Annotated in this window: 13 protein-coding genes; 12 read left to right on the forward strand and 1 reads right to left on the reverse strand. The window is 61.9% G+C overall.

The window, feature by feature from the left end; translation table 11 throughout:
- The first annotated feature begins 3 nt into the window (after nucleotides 1–3).
- From ptsP to recD, 11 genes are all read left to right on the forward strand, one after another.
- Complete coding sequence (ptsP, locus tag ABLV54_RS04370) at nucleotides 4–2,250, forward strand: phosphoenolpyruvate--protein phosphotransferase (protein ID WP_023290901.1); 2,247 nt, start codon at nucleotides 4–6, stop codon at nucleotides 2,248–2,250.
- 244 nt (nucleotides 2,251–2,494) lie between these two features.
- Complete coding sequence (gene lgt, locus ABLV54_RS04375; RefSeq protein ID WP_004205445.1) at nucleotides 2,495–3,370, forward strand: prolipoprotein diacylglyceryl transferase; 876 nt, start codon at nucleotides 2,495–2,497, stop codon at nucleotides 3,368–3,370.
- Between the two features lie 6 nt (nucleotides 3,371–3,376).
- Nucleotides 3,377–4,171 (forward strand): thymidylate synthase, encoded by a 795-nt coding sequence (thyA, locus tag ABLV54_RS04380; RefSeq protein ID WP_023319077.1) that lies wholly within the window; start codon nucleotides 3,377–3,379, stop codon nucleotides 4,169–4,171.
- Between the two features lie 188 nt (nucleotides 4,172–4,359).
- Nucleotides 4,360–4,911: a prepilin peptidase-dependent protein gene (locus ABLV54_RS04385; protein WP_101881280.1), complete on the forward strand. Its 552-nt coding sequence runs from the start codon at nucleotides 4,360–4,362 to the stop codon at nucleotides 4,909–4,911.
- Nucleotides 4,908–5,465 carry a prepilin peptidase-dependent protein gene (locus tag ABLV54_RS04390; RefSeq protein WP_032453975.1) on the forward strand — a complete coding sequence of 186 codons (558 nt, stop codon included), beginning with the start codon at nucleotides 4,908–4,910 and terminating at the stop codon, nucleotides 5,463–5,465. Before ABLV54_RS04385 ends, ABLV54_RS04390 begins: the two co-directional genes overlap by 4 nt.
- A complete protein-coding gene (locus ABLV54_RS04395) occupies nucleotides 5,462–5,869 on the forward strand; it encodes a DUF2509 family protein (RefSeq protein ID WP_023290896.1) in 408 nt (135 codons plus the stop codon). Before ABLV54_RS04390 ends, ABLV54_RS04395 begins: the two co-directional genes overlap by 4 nt.
- The gene (locus tag ABLV54_RS04400) at nucleotides 5,854–6,177 is read left to right on the forward strand and encodes a prepilin-type N-terminal cleavage/methylation domain-containing protein (RefSeq protein WP_023290895.1); all 324 of its coding nucleotides are present in this window, start codon (nucleotides 5,854–5,856) and stop codon (nucleotides 6,175–6,177) included. The genes ABLV54_RS04395 and ABLV54_RS04400 overlap by 16 nt, the downstream gene beginning before the upstream one ends.
- Nucleotides 6,178–6,189: 12 nt before the next feature.
- Nucleotides 6,190–9,567: an exodeoxyribonuclease V subunit gamma gene (gene recC / locus ABLV54_RS04405; RefSeq protein WP_101881271.1), complete on the forward strand. Its 3,378-nt coding sequence runs from the start codon at nucleotides 6,190–6,192 to the stop codon at nucleotides 9,565–9,567.
- Between the two features lie 120 nt (nucleotides 9,568–9,687).
- On the forward strand, nucleotides 9,688–12,573 hold the full coding sequence (ptrA, locus tag ABLV54_RS04410; RefSeq protein WP_101881270.1) for a pitrilysin: 2,886 nt from the start codon (nucleotides 9,688–9,690) through the stop codon (nucleotides 12,571–12,573).
- Complete coding sequence (recB, locus tag ABLV54_RS04415; protein WP_101881269.1) at nucleotides 12,570–16,106, forward strand: exodeoxyribonuclease V subunit beta; 3,537 nt, start codon at nucleotides 12,570–12,572, stop codon at nucleotides 16,104–16,106. The genes ptrA and recB overlap by 4 nt, the downstream gene beginning before the upstream one ends.
- The gene (gene recD, locus ABLV54_RS04420; RefSeq protein ID WP_050533529.1) at nucleotides 16,103–17,947 is read left to right on the forward strand and encodes an exodeoxyribonuclease V subunit alpha; all 1,845 of its coding nucleotides are present in this window, start codon (nucleotides 16,103–16,105) and stop codon (nucleotides 17,945–17,947) included. The genes recB and recD overlap by 4 nt, the downstream gene beginning before the upstream one ends.
- A 208-nt stretch (nucleotides 17,948–18,155) precedes the next feature.
- On the opposite strand, the gene argA is transcribed toward recD, so the two are convergent.
- Nucleotides 18,156–19,487, reverse strand: coding sequence for an amino-acid N-acetyltransferase (argA, locus tag ABLV54_RS04425; RefSeq protein WP_004149616.1), 1,332 nt, complete (start codon nucleotides 19,485–19,487; stop codon nucleotides 18,156–18,158).
- 226 nt (nucleotides 19,488–19,713) lie between these two features.
- On the opposite strand from argA, the gene amiC reads away from it, so the two are divergent.
- Nucleotides 19,714–20,967 carry an N-acetylmuramoyl-L-alanine amidase AmiC gene (gene amiC / locus ABLV54_RS04430; protein ID WP_023290890.1) on the forward strand — a complete coding sequence of 418 codons (1,254 nt, stop codon included), beginning with the start codon at nucleotides 19,714–19,716 and terminating at the stop codon, nucleotides 20,965–20,967.
- Nucleotides 20,968–20,969 lie beyond the last annotated feature (2 nt).

Here is a 20,969-nt window from a genome sequence, read left to right on the forward strand (position 1 = left end):
ATTATGCTCACTCGGTTGCGAGAAATAGTCGAGAAGGTCGCGAGTGCGCCGCGTTTAAACGAGGCGCTGGATATTCTGGTGACGGATGTCTGCCAGGCGATGGAGACGGAAGTCTGCTCGGTTTACCTGGCTGACAATGATCGACGCTGCTATTACCTGATGGCTACCCGCGGGTTAAAAAAACCTCGCGGGCGCACCGTTGCGCTGGCGTTCGATGAAGGCCTGGTGGGGCTGGTTGGCCGCCTGGCGGAGCCCATCAACCTCGCCGATGCGCAAAAACACCCCAGCTTCAAGTATATTCCCGCCGTCAAAGAGGACCGCTTCCGCGCCTTCCTTGGCGTGCCGATCATCCAGCGCCGCCAGCTGTTGGGCGTGCTGGTGGTCCAGCAGCGTGAGCTGCGCCAGTTTGATGAAAGCGAAGAGTCTTTCCTCGTCACCCTCGCCACCCAGATGGCGGCGATCCTCTCCCAGTCACAGCTGAACGCCCTGTTCGGTCAGTATCGTCAGACGCGCATTCGCGCTCTGCCGGCCTCTTCCGGGGTGGCGATCGCCGAGGGCTGGATGGACGTCAGCCTGCCGCTGATGGAGCAGGTGTATGAAGCCTCGACGCTGGACACCGCCTCGGAACGTGAACGCCTGACCGGCGCGCTGGAAGAAGCGGCCAACGAGTTTCGTCGCTACAGCAAACGCTACGCCGCCGGCGCGCAAAAAGAGACGGCGGCGATCTTCGATCTCTACTCGCACCTGCTCTCCGACGCCCGCCTGCGTCGCGAGCTCTTTGCCGAAGTCGACAAAGGCGCCGTCGCCGAGTGGGCGGTCAAAAAGATCATCGAGAAGTTCGCCGAACAGTTTGCCGCGCTGAGCGACGGCTATCTAAAGGAGCGGGCCGGCGACCTGCGCACGCTGGGTCAGCGTCTGCTGTTCCATCTCGACGACAGTATTCAGGGACCTAACACCTGGCCGGCGCGCATTATCCTCGTGGCGGACGAGTTGTCGGCCACCACCCTCGCCGAGGTGCCGCAGGATCGTCTGGCCGGCGTGGTGGTGCGCGATGGCGCTGCCAACTCCCATGCCGCCATTATGGTGCGGGCCCTTGGCATCCCAACGGTGATGGGCGCCGATATTCAGCCCTCGCTGCTGCATGGCCATACGCTGATTGTCGATGGCTATCGCGGTGAGCTGCTGGTGGATCCTGAACCTGTTCTGTTGCAGGAATATCAGCGGCTTATCAGCGAAGAGAACGAGCTCAGCCGCCTGGCGGAGGACGATCTCCAGCGCGCATCGGAGCTGAAAAGCGGCGAACGGGTGAAAGTCATGCTCAACGCCGGCTTAAGCCCGGAGCACGAAGAGAAGCTCGGCAGCTTTGTTGACGGTATTGGTCTGTACCGTACCGAAATTCCTTTTATGCTGCAGAGCGGCTTCCCCTCAGAAGAGGAGCAGGTCGCCCAGTATCAGGGCATGCTGCAGATGTTTAACAGCAAACCGGTGACCCTGCGTACTCTGGACATCGGCGCGGATAAACAGCTGCCGTACATGCCGATCAGTGAAGAGAACCCGTGCCTCGGTTGGCGCGGGATCCGCATCACCCTCGATCAGCCGGAGATCTTTTTGATCCAGGTGCGGGCGATGCTGCGCGCCAACGCCGCCACCGGCAACCTCAGCATTTTGCTGCCGATGGTGACCAGTCTGGAAGAGGTCGATGAGGCCCGTCGGCTGATCGACCGCGCCAGCCGGGAAGTGGAGGAGATGATCGGCTACGCCATCCCGCGTCCGCGTCTGGGGGTGATGCTGGAGGTGCCGTCGATGGTCTTTATGCTGCCGCAGCTGGCCAGCCGGATCGATTTTATCTCGGTAGGCACGAACGACCTGACCCAGTACCTGCTGGCTGTCGACCGTAACAATACCCGGGTCGCCAGCATGTATGACAGCCTGCATCCTGCGGTATTGCGGGCGCTGGCGATGATCGCCCATGACGCGGAGCGCTTTGGCATCGATCTGCGACTGTGCGGCGAGATGGCAGGCGACCCGATGTGCGTGACGATCCTCATCGGTCTCGGTTATCGCCATCTGTCGATGAACGGCCGCTCGGTGGCGAGGGTGAAATATCTGCTGCGCCGCATCGATATCGAAGAGGCGCAGGAGCTGTCGCGTCGCAGCCTCGAAGCCCAGATGACCGCCGAGGTGCGCCATCAGGTGGCGGCCTTTATGGAGCGGCGCGGTCTCGGCGGCCTGATCCGCGGCGGACGGTAGCGGTAGCCCGGGTGAGGCGTAAGCCGTAACCCGGGAATCCTCTGTTCGCACCCTCCGGCAAAATAGGATACCACCGGGAAAACGGCATTCTGTTAGCATCCGTATACATATCTTTTACACGCCGGCGCGGATCGCACACCTGGCTTATGCTATGATTCGCCTCCTTCGGCGTGCCCGTTTTAATCGGGCATGGATCATCACCGCTGTCCACTTTCGGCGGAATAACAAGTCTTTATGGTGACAGATGAATAGTGGCTACCTGCATTTTCCGGAGTTCGATCCGGTCATTTTTTCTCTAGGCCCGGTCTCCCTCCACTGGTACGGTTTGATGTACCTGGTGGGCTTTGTCTTTGCGATGTGGCTGGCCACCCGTCGGGCGAATCGTCCGGGCAGCGGCTGGACGAAAAATGAAGTGGAAAACCTGCTTTACGCGGGATTCCTCGGCGTCTTCCTGGGCGGCCGTATCGGCTACGTGCTGTTCTACAACCTGCCGGTCTTTCTTGCCGATCCGTTGTATCTGTTCCGCGTCTGGGACGGCGGCATGTCGTTCCACGGCGGCCTGATCGGCGTGATCCTGGTGATGATTATCTTCGCCAGACGCACCAAACGGACCTTCTTCCAGGTCTCCGATTTTATCGCGCCGCTGATCCCGTTTGGCCTTGGCGCCGGGCGTCTGGGCAACTTTATCAACGGCGAGCTGTGGGGCCGCGTGGACCCGAGCTTCCACTACACGATGATTTTCCCGGGCTCCCGTGCTGAAGACCTGGCGCTGCTGCCGACCCACCCGGAATGGCAATCGCTGTTTGATACCTATGGCGCGCTGCCGCGCCACGCGTCGCAGCTGTACGAGCTGGCGCTGGAAGGCGTGGTGCTGTTCCTGATCCTGAACCTGTTTATCCGTAAACCGCGCCCGACCGGTTCCGTTTCCGGCCTGTTCCTGATTGGCTACGGCCTGTTCCGCATTATCGTGGAATTCTTCCGCCAGCCCGACGCCCAGTTCACCGGCGGCTGGGTGCAGTACATCAGCATGGGGCAGATTCTTTCGATCCCGATGGTGCTTGCGGGTATCATCATGATGGTTTGGGCTTACCGCCACCGTCCGCAGCAACTGAATTCTTGAGGAACCATGAAACAGTATCTTGATTTGATGCAGAAAGTGCTCGCCGAGGGCACGCCAAAAAATGACCGCACCGGCACTGGCACGATCTCTATTTTCGGCCATCAGATGCGTTTTAACCTGCAGGAAGGCTTCCCGCTGGTGACCACCAAGCGCTGTCATTTACGCTCCATCATCCATGAACTGCTGTGGTTCCTGCAGGGTGACACCAACATCGCCTATCTGCACGACAACAACGTCACCATCTGGGACGAGTGGGCAGATGAAAATGGCGACCTGGGGCCGGTTTACGGCAAACAGTGGCGTTCCTGGCCTGCGCCGGACGGTCGTCATATCGACCAGATCAGCACGGTGATGGACCAGCTGAAAAACGACCCGGACTCCCGCCGGATCATCGTTTCGGCGTGGAACGTCGGCGAGCTGGATAAGATGGCCCTGGCGCCGTGCCACGCCTTCTTCCAGTTCTATGTCGCCGACGGCAAGCTCTCCTGCCAGCTGTATCAGCGCTCCTGCGACGTCTTCCTCGGCCTGCCGTTCAACATCGCCAGCTACGCGCTGCTGGTGCATATGGTGGCGCAGCAGTGCGATCTGCAGGTCGGCGATTTCGTCTGGACCGGTGGCGATACCCATCTGTACAGCAACCATCTCGAGCAGACCAATCTGCAGCTGAGCCGCGAACCGCGTCCGCTGCCGAAGCTGGTCATCAAACGCAAGCCCGCGTCGATCTTCGACTACCGCTTTGAAGACTTCGAGATTGAAGGTTACGATCCGCACCCGGGAATCAAAGCGCCAGTGGCGATTTAACCCCCTCTGCAGATATGACCAACCGGCGTCCGATGACGCCGGTTTTTTTATGCCGTTTTCACCACCTGAATGAGTGGCAGCCCTCGTCGCCATTAGGATAGGAACGCTTCACCCCGCCCCCTGGCCACAGGCGGTTGTGGGCGGGAATGTTGGAAAGAGGCTCGCAAAAAAATGTTCTGCTGTTGATCATACAAACCTTTTTTGCGTGTCTGGCCGGGAAAGCTATTTTCCGTCGTCGCGCCAGGGCTAACCGCCGCGGCATACTCTGCGCCATGAACAGAGAACATGGCTATACCCTGATGGAAACCCTGGTGACGCTGACGTTAATGATGATCCTCAGCGTCGGCGGCCTGTACGGCTGGCAGCGCTGGCAGCAGCAGCAACGACTGTGGCAAACCGCCGTCCAGGTGCGGGATTTCCTGGTCTTCCTGCGCGATGACGCCAACGCCTACAACCGGGACCGCGTGCTTCGCGTCGGCCAGGATGAAGAGGGCTGGTGCCTGAGTGCGCAGGGGGAGGCGCCGGCGTGCGCCTCCGCGTCGACCTTTACGCTGCGCCCGCGCTGGCCGGGGATCTCGCTGGCAGGCGTCACGCCTGGCCTGGGATTCTACGGCCTGCGCAGCACCGCCTGGGCGGGGAATCTGCGGCTGCAGAGCGAGGCCGGCAGCTGGAGCATTGTGATTTCACACTGGGGGCGGATTCGTTTATGCCGCAGCGACAGCGCGGGAGGGTGCCAGTGAGCCGCCGCGGATTTTCCCTCGCCGAGGCGCTTATCGCCATGGCGATAGGCTCGCTGCTGCTGATTGGCGCCTGCCGCTTTCTACCCGCCCTGCAGCGCCATATTCTGCGCCAGGGCGAACAGCTGGCCCTGGAGAACGAACTGTGGCAGCGGGTGCATGCCGTGGGTAAACATCTGCAGCGCGCCGGATACTGCCGGGGAGCGTGCGGCGGAGCCGGACTGGAGCTTGCCGCCGACGGCGAGTGCCTGATTGTGCGCTGGGACGCGAACAGCAATGGGACATGGGAAACCTCCCCTGCGGCAGCGGCGGAGAGCACCGGCTTTCGCCTGCGCGACGGCGCGCTGGAGACTTTGCGCGGAGCCAGCGACTGCCGCGGCAGCGGATGGGAGAAAATCACCAATCCGGCCGCTATCGTGGTGACGCGCTTTGCGGCGCAGCGTCTGCTGACCGAGGGCTTCGCGCCGGAGCTGATCGTGACGCTGGCGGCGCGCTCTGCCCGGCAGGCGGGTCTGGCGGCCGAGGTGGAGCAGCGGGTGACGGGGTATAACCTGTGATCCGCCAGCGTGGAATGTCGTCGCTGCTGATGGTGCTCCTGTTGCTGACTCTCGGTAGCCTGCTGCTTGAGGGGCTTAATCTGCAGCAGCGGGCGCTGCTGGCGCAAACCGCCAGCGAAACGCAGGCGATCCGCGATACGGCTGTGGCCCATTCGGCGCTACAGTGGGGAAAGCAGCAGGCCTGGTCGACACAGGCGCCGCTGGCCTGCCGCGAGCAGGCGCAGCAGGGCTGGCGCGCCTGTCTGCGCATCTTCGACGACGGTTCGCTGCTGCTCAGCAGCGCCAGCGGCGAGGTGCAGGTCTGGCAGTCCGGCGAGGTGCGCGGCGGGCAGGTGCGTTTCTCCGCCCATGGCTGGAGCGATTTTTGCCCGCTCAGGGAGGTGAGCTTATGTCAAATGCCATGAAGCGCCAGCGGGGTTTTAGCCTGCCGGAGACCGTGCTGGCGATGGCGCTGATGGTGCTGACGGTCGCCGCGCTGGGCGGCTATCAGCGCGGAATGGCGCAAGGGGTCCACCAGCTGAACCAGACGCGTCAGCTATGGCGCGACGCCTGGCGCTATAGCCAGCTCTCCGCGCCGCCTCCGCCGGCAGGCGAGCAGGTAAGCCGTATGCAGACATCGACGCAAAGATGTGTCAGCATCACGGTAACGATCAGTATGCCCGTTGCAAAGCGGGCGCAGATGACCCGGCTGCATTGCCCGGTCAGCCAGTAGTCAGGAGCAATTATGTTAAGGGTATACCACTCAAACCGGCTGGATGTTCTCGAGGCGTTGATGGAGTTTATCGTCGAGCGCCAGCGGCTGGATGACCCTTTTCAGGCTGAAATGGTGCTGGTGCAGAGTACCGGTATGGCGCAGTGGCTGCAGATGACCCTGGCCTCGCGCTTCGGAATTGCCGCCAACATCGAGTTTCCGCTGCCGGCGAGCTTTATCTGGGATATGTTCGTGCGCGTCCTGAAAGATATCCCTGGCGAAAGCGCCTTCAGCAAGCAGAGCATGAGCTGGAAGCTGATGACTCTCCTGCCGCAGCACCTGGAAGAAGACGATTTTATCCTGCTGCGCCAGTATCTGAGCGATGACGGCGACAAACGCAAGCTGTTTCAGCTGGCCGCCCGGGTAGCGGACCTCTATGACCAGTATCTGGTCTATCGCCCGGAATGGCTGATGCGCTGGGAGGCCGACCAGCGGGTTGACGGCCTCGGCGACGCCCAGCAGTGGCAGGCGCCGCTGTGGAAAGCGCTGGTGCGCTATACCGCCGAGCTCGGTCAGCCGCAGTGGCACCGCGCCAATCTCTATCAGCGCTTTATCAGCGCCCTGGAAAAGGCAGATGAACCTCCCGCCGGGCTGCCGTCGCGCGTCTTTATTTGTGGAATTTCCGCGCTGCCGCCGGTCTACCTGCAGGCGCTGCAGGCGCTGGGTAAGCATGTCGATGTCTATGTGCTGTTCACCAACCCCTGCCGCTACTACTGGGGAGATATTAAAGATCCGGCGTTTCTGGCAAAGCTACTGTCGCGTCAGCGACGCCATCACCGCGAGGCGCGCGCGCTGCCCCTGTTCCGCGACGCCGGGCAGGCGCCAGGGCTGTTTAATGACGCCGGGGAGCAGGATGTCGGCAACCCGCTGCTCGCCTCCTGGGGCAAGCTGGGACGCGACTATATCTACCTGCTGGCGGGATTGGAGCGCTATGAGGAGCTGGACGCCTTTGTCGATATCGTTCCCGATAACCTGTTGCATAACCTGCAGTCGGATATCCTCGAACTGCGCAACGCGGCGGTGGCCGGGCAGAGCGCAGAGGCGTTCGCTCACAGTCGCGACAAACGTCCGCTGGCGCAGGATGACCGCAGCCTGAGCATTCACGTCTGCCACAGTCCGCAGCGTGAGGTGGAGGTTCTGCACGATCGGCTGCTGGCGATGCTGGAGGCGGATCCGACGCTCACGCCGCGGGATATCATCGTCATGGTGGCGGATATCGATAGCTACAGCCCCTATATACAGGCGGTGTTTGGCGCCGCCAGCGGCGACCGCTGGCTGCCGTGGGCGATCTCCGACCGCCGCGCCCGGGAGTCGCACCCGGTGCTGCAGGCGTTTATCACGCTGCTCTCGCTGCCCGACAGCCGCTTCGCCAGCGAAGATGTGCTGGCGCTGCTGGACGTGCCGGTGCTGGCGGCGCGCTTTAACATCAACGAAGAGGGGCTGCGCTACCTGCGCCAGTGGGTCAACGAGTCCGGGGTCCGCTGGGGAATGGATGACGACAACGTCCGTGAGCTTGACCTGCCGGCGACCGGCCAGCACACCTGGCGGTTCGGCCTTACCCGCATGCTGCTGGGCTACGCGATGGACAGCCGGGAGGGCGAATGGCAGTCGGTGCTGCCCTATGACGAATCCAGTGGTTTGATCGCCGAACTGGTGGGTAACCTCGCATCGCTGCTGATGCAGCTTAACCTGTGGCGACGCGGTCTCGCCCAGCAGCGGCCGCTGGCGGAGTGGCTGCCGGTCTGTCGCGATCTGCTGAATGACTTTTTCCTGCCGGACAGCGAGACCGAAGCGGCGCTGGCGCTGATTGAGCAGCAGTGGCTGGCGGTGATTGATAGCGGTCTGGAGGCGCAGTATGGCGACCAGGTGCCGTTGACGCTGCTGCGCGATGAGCTGGCCCAGCGCCTCGATCAACAACGGATCAGCCAGCGCTTTCTCGCCGGCCCGGTCAACATCTGCACCCTGATGCCGATGCGCTCTATTCCTTTCAAAGTGGTTTGCCTGCTGGGGATGAACGATGGGGTTTATCCGCGAACGCTGCCGCCGCTGGGCTTTGATTTAATGAGCCAGAAGCCGCAGCGCGGCGACCGCAGCCGGCGCGATGATGACCGCTACCTGTTCCTTGAGGCGCTGATGTCCGCTGAAAAGACGCTGTATATCAGCTACATCGGCCGTTCTATCCAGGACAATAGCGAGCGCTTTCCCTCGGTGCTGGTGCAGGAGCTGGTGGATTACATCGGCCAGAGCCACTGTCTCGCCGGCGACGAGGAGCTTGATTGCGACACCAGCGAGGCGCGGGTTAAAGCCCACATCACTCACCTGCATACCCGCATGCCGTTCGACATCGCCAATTTCCAGGAGGACGAGAACAAGAGCTACGCCCGGGAATGGCTGGCTGCCGCCGGCCAGCAGGGTGAGGCGCATAGCGACTTCATTCAACCGCTTACCCCGCCGCCGATAGACAGCCTGCCGTTCGAGCAGCTCCTGCGCTTCTGGCAGCACCCGGTTCGCGCGTTCTTTCAGCAGCGTCTGCGGGTCAATTTCCGTGCGGAAGAGGATGATATTCCCGATGACGAGCCCTTCACCCTGGAAGGGCTGAGCCGCTATCAACTGAACCAGCAACTGCTCAATACCCTTATCGAGGAACAGGACGCCTCGGCCATGTTCCGCCGCTTCCGCGCCGCCGGCGAGCTGCCGTATGGCGCCTTTGGCGAGCTGGTGTGGGAGACGCAGCGTCTGGAGATGCAGGCCCTGGCCGAGCGGGTGAAAGCCGAGCGCCAGCAGGAGCAGAGCATGGAGATCGATCTCCAGTGCGGCGGCGTAAATCTGACCGGCTGGCTGCAGCAGGTGCAGCCGGACGGGCTGCTGCGCTGGCGGCCTTCGCTGCTGAGCGTCTCCCAGGGAATGCAACTTTGGCTGGAACACCTTGTCTACTGTGCCAGCGGCGGCACCGGCGAGAGCCGGCTGTTTGTGCGTAAAGAGGGAGAGTGGCGTTTTCCGCCGCTGGCGCCCGCCGAGGCGCAGGCGTACCTTAATGAGCTGGTGGATGGCTATTTGCTGGGGATGTCGCAGCCGCTGCTGCTGCTGCCGGAAAGCGGTGGCGCCTGGCTGAAAGCCTGTTATGACGCCGAAAAGGATGTCATCGTAATGGACGAAGAGACGCAGCAGAAAGCGCGGAGCAAATTCCTGCAGACCTACGAAGGTAACATGGTGGTCAGCGGGGAGGGCGCCGATATCTGGTATCAACGCCTGTGGCGTTCGCTGGAGCCGGCGCATTACGAAGAAATCATTGCCCAGACGCAGCGTTATCTGTTACCGCTATATCGTTACCATCAGTCCACACAAATTTAAATAGTATAAAAATTGCGCAGTGAATGGCGGTTCATTTATTATGCGCAACGTATCACGGACTGATGGACATAAAAGGCTGCACGCCGTGCAGCGCAAGTTTGTTAATGATGAGGTTCGTGAATGCCCCGCAGTTTATGGTTCAAGGTTTTTGTAGTGCTGGCCGCCCTCTGGGCGCCGTTGAGTCAAGCCGACACCGGATGGCAGCCTGTTCAGGAGACGATCCGCAAAAGCGAAAAAGATACGCGTCAGTATCAGGCGATCCGTCTTGATAACGACATGGTCGTGCTGCTGGTTTCCGATCCGCAGGCGGTGAAATCGCTGTCGGCGCTGGTGGTGCCGGTGGGATCCCTGCAGGATCCGGCCGATCATCAGGGGCTGGCGCATTTTCTGGAACATATGACGCTGATGGGGTCGCAAAAATATCCCCAGCCTGACAGCCTTGCAGAGTTTCTTAAGCTGCATGGCGGCAGCCATAACGCCAGCACCGCGCCCTACCGCACCGCGTTCTATCTCGAAGTGGAGAATGATGCGCTGGACGGGGCCGTAGACCGGCTGGCCGACGCCATCGCCGCGCCGCTGCTGGATAAAAAATATGCCGACCGCGAACGTAACGCGGTCAACGCCGAGCTGACGATGGCCCGGACGCGAGACGGGATGCGCATGGCCCAGGTCAGCGCAGAAACCATTAACCCGGCTCACCCGGCGGCCCACTTCTCTGGCGGCAACCTCGAGACGCTTAGCGATAAGTCCGGCAACCCGGTTCTTGATGCGCTGCACACCTTCCGCGATAGCTGGTACTCCGCCAACCTGATGAAAGCGGTGATCTACAGCAACAAGCCGTTGCCGGAGCTGGCGCGCATGGCCGCTGACACCTTTGGCCGCGTGCCGAATCGTCACATCAGCAGGCCGGAAATAAGCGTCCCGGTGGTAACCGATGCGCAAAAAGGCATCATTATTCACTATGTGCCGGCGATGCCGCGTAAAGTGCTGCGCGTCGAGTTTCGCATCGACAACAACAGCGATCGTTTCCGCAGCAAAACGGATGAACTGGTCTCTTACCTGATCGGCAACCGCAGCCCGGGGACGCTCTCCGACTGGCTGCAAAAGCAGGGACTGGCGGAAGGTATCCGCGCGGATTCTGACCCGGTGGTGAACGGCAACAGCGGCGTGCTGGCGATCTCTGCCACCCTCACCGATAAAGGCCTGGCGCACCGCGACGAAGTGACGGCGGCCATATTCAGCTACCTCAACCTCCTGCGTACCCAGGGCGTCGACAAACGTTACTTTGACGAGTTGGCGCATGTGCTGGCGCTGGATTTCCGCTATCCGTCGATCAACCGCGACATGGATTACGTGGAATGGCTGGCGGATACCATGATCCGGGTGCCGGTTGAGCATGCGCTGGACGTGGTCAACATTGCCGATCGCTACGACCCGCAGGCGATCAAAGACCGGCTGGCGATGATGACTCCGCAGAACGCGCGCATCTGGTATATCAGCCCGCAGGAACCGCATAACAAGACCGCTTATTTTGTCGATGCGCCGTATCAGGTGGATAAGATCGGCGAGCAGACGTTCGCTGACTGGCAGCAAAAAGCGCAGGCGATCAAGCTGCAGCTGCCGGCGCTCAACCCCTATATTCCGGATGATTTCACCCTCATCAAAAGCGATAAAGCCTGGCCGCACCCTCAGCTGATCCTCGATGAGCCGACCCTGCGGGTGGTTTATGCCCCGAGCCAGTATTTCGCCAGCGAGCCGAAGGCGGATATCTCTCTTGTGCTGCGTAATCCCCAGGCGATGGACAGCGCTCGCCGGCAGGTGATGTTTGCCCTCAACGATTATCTCGCCGGCATCGCCCTCGATCAGCTCAGTAACCAGGCGGCGGTCGGCGGCATTTCATTCTCCACCGGCGCCAATAACGGGTTAATGGTCAATGCCAACGGCTACACCCAGCACCTGCCGGCGCTGTTCAGCGACCTGCTGCAGGGATACTTCAGCTATACGCCGACCGAGGAGCAACTGGAGCAGGCCAAATCCTGGTACGCGCAAATGATGGGCTCCGCTGAGAAGGGCAAAGCTTACGATCAGGCGATAATGCCGATCCAGATGGTCTCCCAGGTACCGTATTTCCAGCGCGAAGTACGCCGGGCGCTGTTGCCTTCCATCACCTTGCAGGAAGTGCTCGACTACCGCGCCAACCTGAAAACCAAGGGGCGCCCTGAGCTGATGGTGATCGGCAATATGTCCGCCGATGCCGCCACGACGCTGGCTCGCCAGATCCAGCAGCAGCTGGACGCTGACGGCAACGAATGGTGCCGCAATAAAGACGTGGTGGTGAACCGGCAGCAGCTGGCGATCTTCAACAAAGCGGGCAACAGCACCGACTCCGCGCTGGCCGCGGTGTTTGCGCCGCCCAACGTGGATGAGTTCAGCAGCACCGCCGCCAGCACCCTGCTGGGACAGATTATTCAGCCGTGGTTCTACAACCAGCTGCGCACCGAAGAGCAGCTCGGCTACGCGGTCTTTGCCTTCCCGATGAACGTGGGGCGCCAGTGGGGCATGGGCTTCCTGCTGCAGAGTAGCGATAAGCAGCCGGCTTTCCTCTGGCAGCGGTTCCAGGCCTTCTTCCCCACCGCGGAGGCGAAGCTGCGGGCGATGAAGCCGGAAGAGTTTGCCCAGCTCCAGCAGGCGGTGATAAGCCAGATGCTGCAGGCGCCGCAGACGCTGGGCGAAGAGGCATCGAAACTGAGCAAAGATTTCGATCGCGGTAATATGCGTTTTGATTCACGTGATAAAGTAGTGGCTCAGATTAAACTGCTGACGCCGCAAAAACTTGCCGATTTCTTCCATCAGACGGTGGTGGATCCGCAGGGCATGACGATATTGTCCCAGATTTCCGGTAGCCAGAATGGCAAAGCGGACTACGCCCAGCCGGCAGGCGGCAAAGTGTGGGAAAACGTCAGCGCATTGCAGCAATCCTTACCCCTGATGCGAGAGAATGAATGACCGACACCGCTGAGTCTTTGGATCCCCTGCGCTTGCCCTTGAGGGGCGAGCGCCTGATAGAAGCCTCTGCGGGCACCGGAAAAACCTTTACCATCGCCGCGCTGTATCTTCGGCTGCTGCTGGGGCTGGGCGGCGAGGCCGCCTATCCCCGCGCCATCAGCGTTGAAGAGCTGCTGGTGGTGACCTTTACCGAGGCGGCGACCGAAGAGCTGCGCGGACGTATCCGCAGCAACATCCATGAACTGCGCATCGCCTGTATGCGCGGTGAATCCGACAACCCGCTCTACAGCGCGCTGCTGGCGGAGATCGCCGATAAAGACGATGCCGCGAAGACCCTGCTGTTGGCCGAACGGCAGATGGACGAGGCGGCGGTGTTCACCATCCACGGTTTTTGCCAGCGGATGCTGAGCCTTAACGCCTTCGAGTCGGGCATGCTGTTCGAGCAGCAGCTGATCGAGGATGAATCCCGCCTGCGCTATCAGGCCTGCGCCGACTTCTGGCGCCGTCACTGTTATCCACTGACCCGCGATATCGCGGCGGTGATCCATGATGTCTGGAAAGGGCCGCGCGACCTGCTGAAGTCCCTTGACCGCTGGCTGCAGGGCGAAGCGCCGCAGCTCAAGTCGCCGCCAGCCGCCGACGAGACGCTGGCCGAGCGCCATCAGCAAATCATCGGCCGCATTGACTCGCTCAAGCAGCAGTGGCGCGAGCAGGTGGGGGAGATCGAAGGCGTGCTTGAAGATTCCGGCCTTGACCGGCGGAAGTTCAATCGCGGCAACCAGGGCAAATGGCTTGAGAAAGTGACCGCCTGGGCGCAGGAAGAGACGTTGAGCTATCAGTTGCCCGACGCGCTGGAGAAATTTGCCCAGTCGTTTCTGCTTGAGCGTACCAAAGCCGGTGGCGAACCGCCCGTGCATCCTCTGTTTAGCGCCGTCGAATCGCTGCTGGCCTCGTCGCTGACGCTCACCGATCTGGTGCTGGCGAGAGCGATGGTCGAGATCCGTGATGCGGTCGCGCGCGAAAAGCGCCGTCGCGGCGAGCTGGGGTTTGACGACATGCTCAGCCGGCTTGATGAGGCGCTGCGCGGCGACAGCGGCGAGGCGCTGGCCAGCGCCATTCGCCAGCGTTTTCCGGTGGCGATGATCGATGAGTTTCAGGATACCGACCCCCAGCAGTACCGGATTTTCCGCCGTATCTGGCGCCAGCGTCCGGAGACGGCGCTGCTGCTGATCGGCGATCCGAAGCAGGCCATCTACGCTTTTCGCGGCGCCGATATCTTTACCTATATGAAAGCGCGCGGCGACGTTGCCGCGCACTACACGCTTGACACCAACTGGCGCTCCTCCCCTGGCATGGTGGGCAGCGTTAACCGGCTGTTCAGCCTCAGCGATAACCCCTTCATGTTTCGCGAGATACCGTTCCTGCCGGTGAAGTCGGCGGCGAAGAACCAGGGGCTGCGCTTTACCGTTGACGCGGCGGATGTCCCGGCGATGAACGTCTGGCTGATGCCCGGCGACACCGTTGGCGCCGGCGATTATCAGACGTTTATGGCCCAGCTCTGCGCCACGCAGATCCGCGACTGGCTGAGCGCCGGTCAGCAGGGGCGCGCACGGCTGTGGCGTGGGGAAACTTCGCGCCCGGTGCAGGCTTCGGATATTACCGTGCTGGTGCGCAACCGGCTGGAGGCGGCGCAGGTGCGTGAAGCGCTGCAGACGCTGGGCATCCCCTCGGTCTACCTCTCCAACCGCGACAGCGTTTTTGAGACGCTGGAGGCCCAGGAGCTGCTCTGGCTGTTGCAGGCGGTGTTGTCCCCGGAGCGGGAAAATACCCTGCGCAGCGCGCTGGCGACCTCAATGTTTGGCCTGACCGCGCTGGATATTGAAAACCTCAACCAGGATGAGCAGGCGTGGGACGCGCTGGTGGAGGAGTTCAGCGAATACCGCCAGATCTGGCGTCAGCGCGGGGTGATGCCGATGCTGCGGGCGCTGATGACGGCCCGGCACATCGCCGAGAACCTGCTGGCGACCCGGGGCGGCGAGCGGCGCTTAACCGACATACTGCACATCAGCGAATTGCTGCAGGAGGCGGCCAGCCAGCTGGAAAGCGAGCATGCCCTGGTGCGCTGGCTGACGCAGCATATCGCCGAGCCGGACAGCAACGCCGCGAGCCAGCAGATGCGTCTCGAAAGCGATAAGCACCTCGTGCAAATCGTCACTATTCACAAGTCAAAAGGACTGGAATATCCCCTGGTCTGGCTGCCGTTTATCGCCCGGTTTCGCAAACAGGACCAGGCGTTCTATCACGATCGCGAGACGTTCGCGGCGGTGCTGGATCTGGGCCAGGATGAGGCCAGCCTCGAGCTGGCGGAGGCGGAACGGCTGGCGGAAGATCTGCGCCTGCTGTACGTCGCTCTCACCCGCGCGGTCTGGCACTGCAGCCTTGGCGTGGCGCCCCTCAGCAGTCGAAAGTCCGGCAACAGCGATTTTCATCTGAGCGCCCTCGGGCGGCTGCTGCAGGCGGGCGAAGCCATGGATGCCGCCGGGCTGGCCGCGCGTTTAGCGGACTTCTGCCATGGCGATATTGCATTACAGAGACCTGGCGAGCTGGATCTGACCCCGTGGCAGGCGCCGGCGGCGAGCATTCCCCCGCTGTCGGCGCGCGAGCTGCAGCGCCGCATCGCCGACGACTGGCGGGTGACCAGCTACTCCGGGCTGCAGCAGCATGGTTTCAGCGGCGGACAGGATCTGCTGCCGCGTCTGGATGTCGATGCCGCCGGCGTCGGCGAAGTCGTGGAAGATCCGCAGCTGACCCCGCACCAGTTTCCGCGCGGCGCCGCGCCGGGAACCTTCCTGCACAGTCTGTTTGAGGAGCTGGACTTTACCCAGCCGGTGCCGGACGGGTGGATGGCGGAGAAACTGCAGCTGAGCGGGTTTGACGCGCAGTGGGCGCCGGTGCTGACCGACTGGCTGGGGGGCGTGCTGAAGACCCGTCTGCCGGAGCCGGATATCGCGCTCAATCAGCTGGCGGCGCGGGATAAACAGGTGGAGATGGCATTTTATCTGCCTATCGCCCAGCTGCTGACGGCGGAGCGCCTTGACGCGCTTATCCGCCAGTACGATCCCCTTTCCGCCGACACGCCGCCGCTGGATTTCCGCCAGGTGCGCGGCATGCTGAAGGGCTTTATCGATCTGGTCTTCCGCCATGAAGGCCGCTATTACCTGCTGGATTACAAATCGAACTGGCTGGGGGAAGATCGCGAGGCCTATACCCGGCCCGCGATGGAGCAGGCGATGCGGGCTCACCGCTACGATCTGCAGTATCAGCTGTACAGCCTGGCGCTCCACCGCTATCTGCGCCACCGGCTGGCCGATTACGACTATGACCGCCACTTCGGCGGCGTGATTTATCTCTTCCTGCGCGGCATGGACGGGCAGGAGGGGGGGCAGGGGATCTTCACCACCCGGCCGGTGCGACCGCTGATTGACGGTCTGGATCAGCTTTTTGCCGGAGAAACTCAGGAGGAGGCCTCATGACTTTCGAACAACTACTGCTGGCGGCGGTGGAGCAGCGTCTGCTGCGGCCGCTGGACGTCCAGTTTGCTCTGATGGTGGCGCAAAACGACCCGCCGGCGGTCAAGCTGGCGGCGGCCTTGCTGAGCCGGGACGCCGGCGAGGGGCACGTATGCCTGCCGCTCTCGCGGCTGAGCGGCGACGAGGCGCTCGGCGGGAAAGCGGGGGAAATCCGCGATCGGCTGCTGGCCGAAGCCGGCGCGCCGGAAGACTGGCCCGCGCTGCTGCTCGCTTCGTCGGCGGTGAGCTGCGGCGATGCCCCGGCGCCGATGATCTTATGCGGCGACCGGCTCTATCTGAACCGGATGTGGCGCAACGAGCTGACCGTCGCCCGCTTCTTCAACGAAGCCAACCGGGTGCTGGAGATGGATGAGGCCCGGCTGGCGTCAACCCTGAACGCTCTGTTCCCTGCCACCGGCGAAACCGACTGGCAAAAAGTGGCCGCAGCGGTGGCGCTGACCCGCCGCATCTCGGTGATCTCCGGCGGTCCCGGGACCGGGAAGACCACCACCGTGGCCAAACTTCTGGCGGCGCTAATCCAGATTGAAGACAGTCCGCGCTGTCGTATTCGCCTGGCGGCGCCGACGGGGAAAGCGGCGGCGCGCCTGACCGAATCGCTGGGCGCGGCGTTGAGAAAACTGCCGCTGACCGACGCGCAGAAAGCGTTGATTCCCACCGAGGCCAGCACGCTGCACCGTCTGCTGGGCGCCCAGCCCGGCAGCCAGCGCATGCGCTATCACGCCGGCAACCCGCTGCATCTGGACGTGCTGGTGGTGGATGAAGCCTCGATGATCGACCTGCCGATGATGTCGCGGCTCATCGACGCGCTGCCTGCTCACGGGCGGGTGATTTTTCTCGGCGATCGCGACCAGCTGGCCTCCGTGGAAGCGGGGGCGGTGCTGGGGGATATCTGCGCCTGGGCGAGCTCGGGCTACACCGCCGCGCGGGCGCAGGAGCTGACCCGGCTGACCGGTTCACCGGTACCGGCGGGCGAGGGGGCTATCGCTGGCGCGTTGAGAGATAGCTTGTGCCTGCTGCAAAAGAGCTATCGCTTCGGCAGTCACTCCGGCATTGGGAGCCTGGCGCGGGCGGTGAACGCTGGCGCGCGCGCGGAGGTGAAGGCCACGCTGCGCCAGCCGTTTGACGATATCGCGCTTCATCCCCTCAGCACGACCGAAGAGTACGAAGCCATGCTCGGCGCGGCACAGCAGGGCTATGAGCGCTACCTGCAGCTGCGCCGCGAGCGGGCGGAACCGCAGGCGATGCTGGCCGCCTTCAGCGAATTTCAGCTGCTGTGCGCGCTGCGGGAAGGGCCGTACGGCGTGAGCGGCGTCAATGAGCGGCTGGAGCAGCGGCTCAACCGTCAGCGGGCGATCGCCCTGCCGCGCCACTCCCGCTGGTATGACGGCCGGCCGATTATGATCGCGCGCAACGACAGCGCGCTGGGACTGTTTAATGGCGATATCGGGATAGCGCTGGAGCGCAACGGCGAGCTGAGGGTGTGGTTCCTGATGCCCGACGGCGCCATCAAGTCGGTGCAGCCGAGCCGCCTGCCGGAGCATGATACCGCCTGGGCGATGACCGTGCATAAATCGCAGGGATCGGAGTTCGACCATGCGGCGCTGATCCTGCCGGCGCGCAGCGTCCCGCTGGTGACGCGCGAACTGGTCTACACCGCGATCACCCGCGCGAAACAGCGGTTGTCGCTCTATGCCGACGAGCAGGTGCTCTCCCAGGCCATTGTGACGCGAACCGAGCGGCGAAGCGGCCTGACGGAGATCTTCGCCGGGCACAAAGCCCCCTGAGATGCCGCGTTTGGGCGACGGGTAGCGTGACGACGCTCCTCGACGGCTGGGCGCATATCGGTGAGCCAGCGAGGTAAAGGGTCTACGCGAAAAGCAGAATTCTACCCGCGAGCCGCAGACAGCGTGCCGGCCAGGCGTAGCAGGGGACTGGCCCGGGGAGCGATAAACGCCGTGTTATCCCGGGCCGTTAGCAACAGCGAAGAAGGGCTTAAGCGAGGTCGGCCATCAGCACCTTCGACCGGCGCTGATAGTTATACATCTGCTTTTTACTCTCCGGCAGCAGGTCGATATCCACCGGCGTGAAGCCGCGCTCCTGGAACCAGTGGATGCTGCGGGTGGTTAACACAAACAGCTTGCTCAGCCCCATCTGTCTGGCCTGGGCGGCAATGCGCTCCAGCAGCACCTCTCCCCGCGACGAGCTCCGGTAATCCGGATGCACCGCCACGCAGGCCATTTCGCCGATCTTCTCTTCCGGGAAAGGATAGAGGGCGGCGCAGGCGATAGTGGTGTTATCGCGCTGAATAATAGTGAATTTGTCGATCTCCATCTCCAGCTGCTCGCGGGAGCGGCGCACCAGGATGCCCTGCTGTTCCAGCGGGCTTATCAGCTCGAGAATACCGCCGATATCGTTGATGGTCGCCCGACGGATTTGCTCTGCGCTCTCCATGACGATCTGGGTGCCGATGCCGTCGCGTGAGAATAGCTCCTGCAGCAGCGCGCCATTTTCCTGATAGCTGATCAGATGGCAGCGCCGCACGCCGCTGCGGCAGGCCTTCACGGCCCCGCGCAGGAAGCGCACGGTACCGGAGTTATAATCTTCGTCCGCTTCCAGCTCTTCGACGCGGGCCTGCGCTTCATTGGGGAACAGTTCGGAGACAATTTCCCCGGCCTGGTTGTAAACCCCTTGCGAAGAACAGAAGCCGATCATTTTCTCTGCTTTCAGCTTGATGGCCAACTGGGTGGCGATCTCTTCCGAAGTCAGGTTAAAGCTTTCGCCGGTAACCGACACCGCGACCGGCCCCATCAGCACAATGGCGCCGCTGTCGAGCTGGCGATGAATCGCCTCTTCGTCAATGCGGCGAATGCGGCCGCTGTGGCAATAATCAACGCCGTCATCAACGCCCAGCGGCTGGGCAATGATAAAGTTGCCGCTGACGACGTTGATATGGGCTCCCTGCAGCGGGGTGTTGTTGAGGCTCATCGACAGGCGGGCGGTGATCTCCAGCTGCAGCATACCCGCCGCCTGCTTAACCAGCTCCAGCGTTTTGGCGTCAGTCACTCGCGTCTGCTTATGATAGACCGGCTCGTGATGGTGCTCGGCGAGGTTAGCGTCAATCTGCGGGCGGGCGCCATAGACCACCACCAGGCGAATGCCCAGGCTATGCAATAACCCTATGTCATTGACAATATTTGAGAAATTTTCATGCTCAATGGCTTCGCCGCCCAGCATGATGACAAACGTTTTTCCCCGATGGGCATTAATATAGGGAACAGAATGGCGGAATCCTTCTACCAGTTCAGTGCGACGTTCCTTCACCATGACAAACCCTCAATGCATGATTATTCGTAATTATTGTATTTTTATTCTGTTTTGCCGTTAAACGCAAGCCCCAATTTGAGGCTAAGCCCTGAAAAACATGTGACCCGGCGCAGGGTGTCAATGAATGTTTACCCTTTTATAGATGACAGGTTATATGCCTTTCGTTAAAGTTTCTGGTCAATCTGTTTGTTTTGGGTATAAATGCGTTTTATTGCTTGGGAGTGGCATGTCGGGAAACAACTCTGGATTAAGCCGTCGCCGTCTGCTGCAGGGCGCGGGCGCCATGTGGTTAATGAGCGTGAGCCCCGTTGGGCTGGCCGCCGCCGCGCGGGTGGTTGCCGTTCGCGTCTGGCCTGCATCGACCTACACGCGCGTCACGGTGGAATCGAATCATGTGCTGAAATACCGGCAGTTTGCCCTCAGTAATCCGGAACGGGTGGTGGTGGATCTGGAAGGGGTTAATCTGAACTCGGTGCTGAAAGGCATGGGAGGGCAGATCCGCGATGACGATCCCTTTATTAAGTCCGCCCGCGTGGGCCAGTTTGATCCGCAAACCGTGCGCATGGTCTTCGAGCTCAAGCAGAACGTTAAGCCGCAGCTGTTTGCCCTTGCGCCGGTGGCCGGCTTTAAAGAGCGTCTGGTGATGGATCTTTACCCCGCCAACGCCACCGATGTGCAGGATCCGCTGCTGGCGCTGCTCGAGGATTACAACAAAGGCGATCTGCAGCGTCAGGTACCGCCGGCGCAAAGCGGGCCGCAGCCCGGCAAAGCCGGGCGCGATCGGCCGATTGTCATTATGCTCGATCCCGGCCACGGCGGCGAAGATTCGGGCGCTGTGGGCAAGTATCGCACCCGCGAGAAAGACGTGGTGCTGCAGATTGCCCGTCGCCTGCGGGCGCTGATCGACAAAGAAGGCAATATGAAGGCCTATATGACCCGCAACGAAGACGTGTTTATCCCGTTGAAGGTGCGTGTCGCCAAGGCGCAGAAGCAGCGCGCCGACCTGTTCGTATCGATTCACGCCGACGCCTTTACCAGCCGCCAGCCCAGCGGCTCCTCGGTGTTTGCGCTCTCCACCAAGGGAGCCACCAGTACCGCAGCAAAATATCTCGCCCAGACGCAGAACGCCTCGGATCTGATCGGTGGGGTCAGCAAGAGCGGCGATCGCTATGTCGACCACACCATGTTCGATATGGTGCAGTCCCTCACCATCGCCGACAGCCTCAAATTTGGTAAGGCGGTGCTGGAGAAAATGGGTAACATCAATAATCTGCACAAAAATCGGGTAGAGCAGGCGGGCTTTGCGGTGCTCAAGGCGCCCGATATCCCCTCCATTCTGGTGGAGACGGCGTTTATCAGTAACGTGGAAGAGGAGCGGAAGCTGAAAACGGCCAAATTCCAGCAGGAGGTGGCCGAGTCGATCCTTGCCGGGATTAAAGCGTACTTCGCCGACGGCGCGACGCTGGCCCGGCGTGGATAACC

This window comes from Klebsiella sp. JB_Kp042 (assembly GCF_040065275.1).
In the GTDB taxonomy this organism is placed as follows: Bacteria; Pseudomonadota; Gammaproteobacteria; order Enterobacterales; family Enterobacteriaceae; genus Klebsiella; species Klebsiella quasipneumoniae.

Coding starts and splice junctions, on each gene's coding strand:
- ptsP (WP_023290901.1), top strand. CDS start 4: ATGCTCACTCGGTTGCGAGAAATAGTCGAGAAGGTCGCGAGTGCGCCG.
- lgt (WP_004205445.1), top strand. CDS start 2,495: ATGAATAGTGGCTACCTGCATTTTCCGGAGTTCGATCCGGTCATTTTT.
- thyA (WP_023319077.1), top strand. CDS start 3,377: ATGAAACAGTATCTTGATTTGATGCAGAAAGTGCTCGCCGAGGGCACG.
- ABLV54_RS04400 (WP_023290895.1), top strand. CDS start 5,854: ATGTCAAATGCCATGAAGCGCCAGCGGGGTTTTAGCCTGCCGGAGACC.
- recC (WP_101881271.1), top strand. CDS start 6,190: ATGTTAAGGGTATACCACTCAAACCGGCTGGATGTTCTCGAGGCGTTG.
- ptrA (WP_101881270.1), top strand. CDS start 9,688: ATGCCCCGCAGTTTATGGTTCAAGGTTTTTGTAGTGCTGGCCGCCCTC.
- recB (WP_101881269.1), top strand. CDS start 12,570: ATGACCGACACCGCTGAGTCTTTGGATCCCCTGCGCTTGCCCTTGAGG.
- recD (WP_050533529.1), top strand. CDS start 16,103: ATGACTTTCGAACAACTACTGCTGGCGGCGGTGGAGCAGCGTCTGCTG.
- argA (WP_004149616.1), bottom strand. CDS start 19,487: ATGGTGAAGGAACGTCGCACTGAACTGGTAGAAGGATTCCGCCATTCT.
- amiC (WP_023290890.1), top strand. CDS start 19,714: ATGTCGGGAAACAACTCTGGATTAAGCCGTCGCCGTCTGCTGCAGGGC.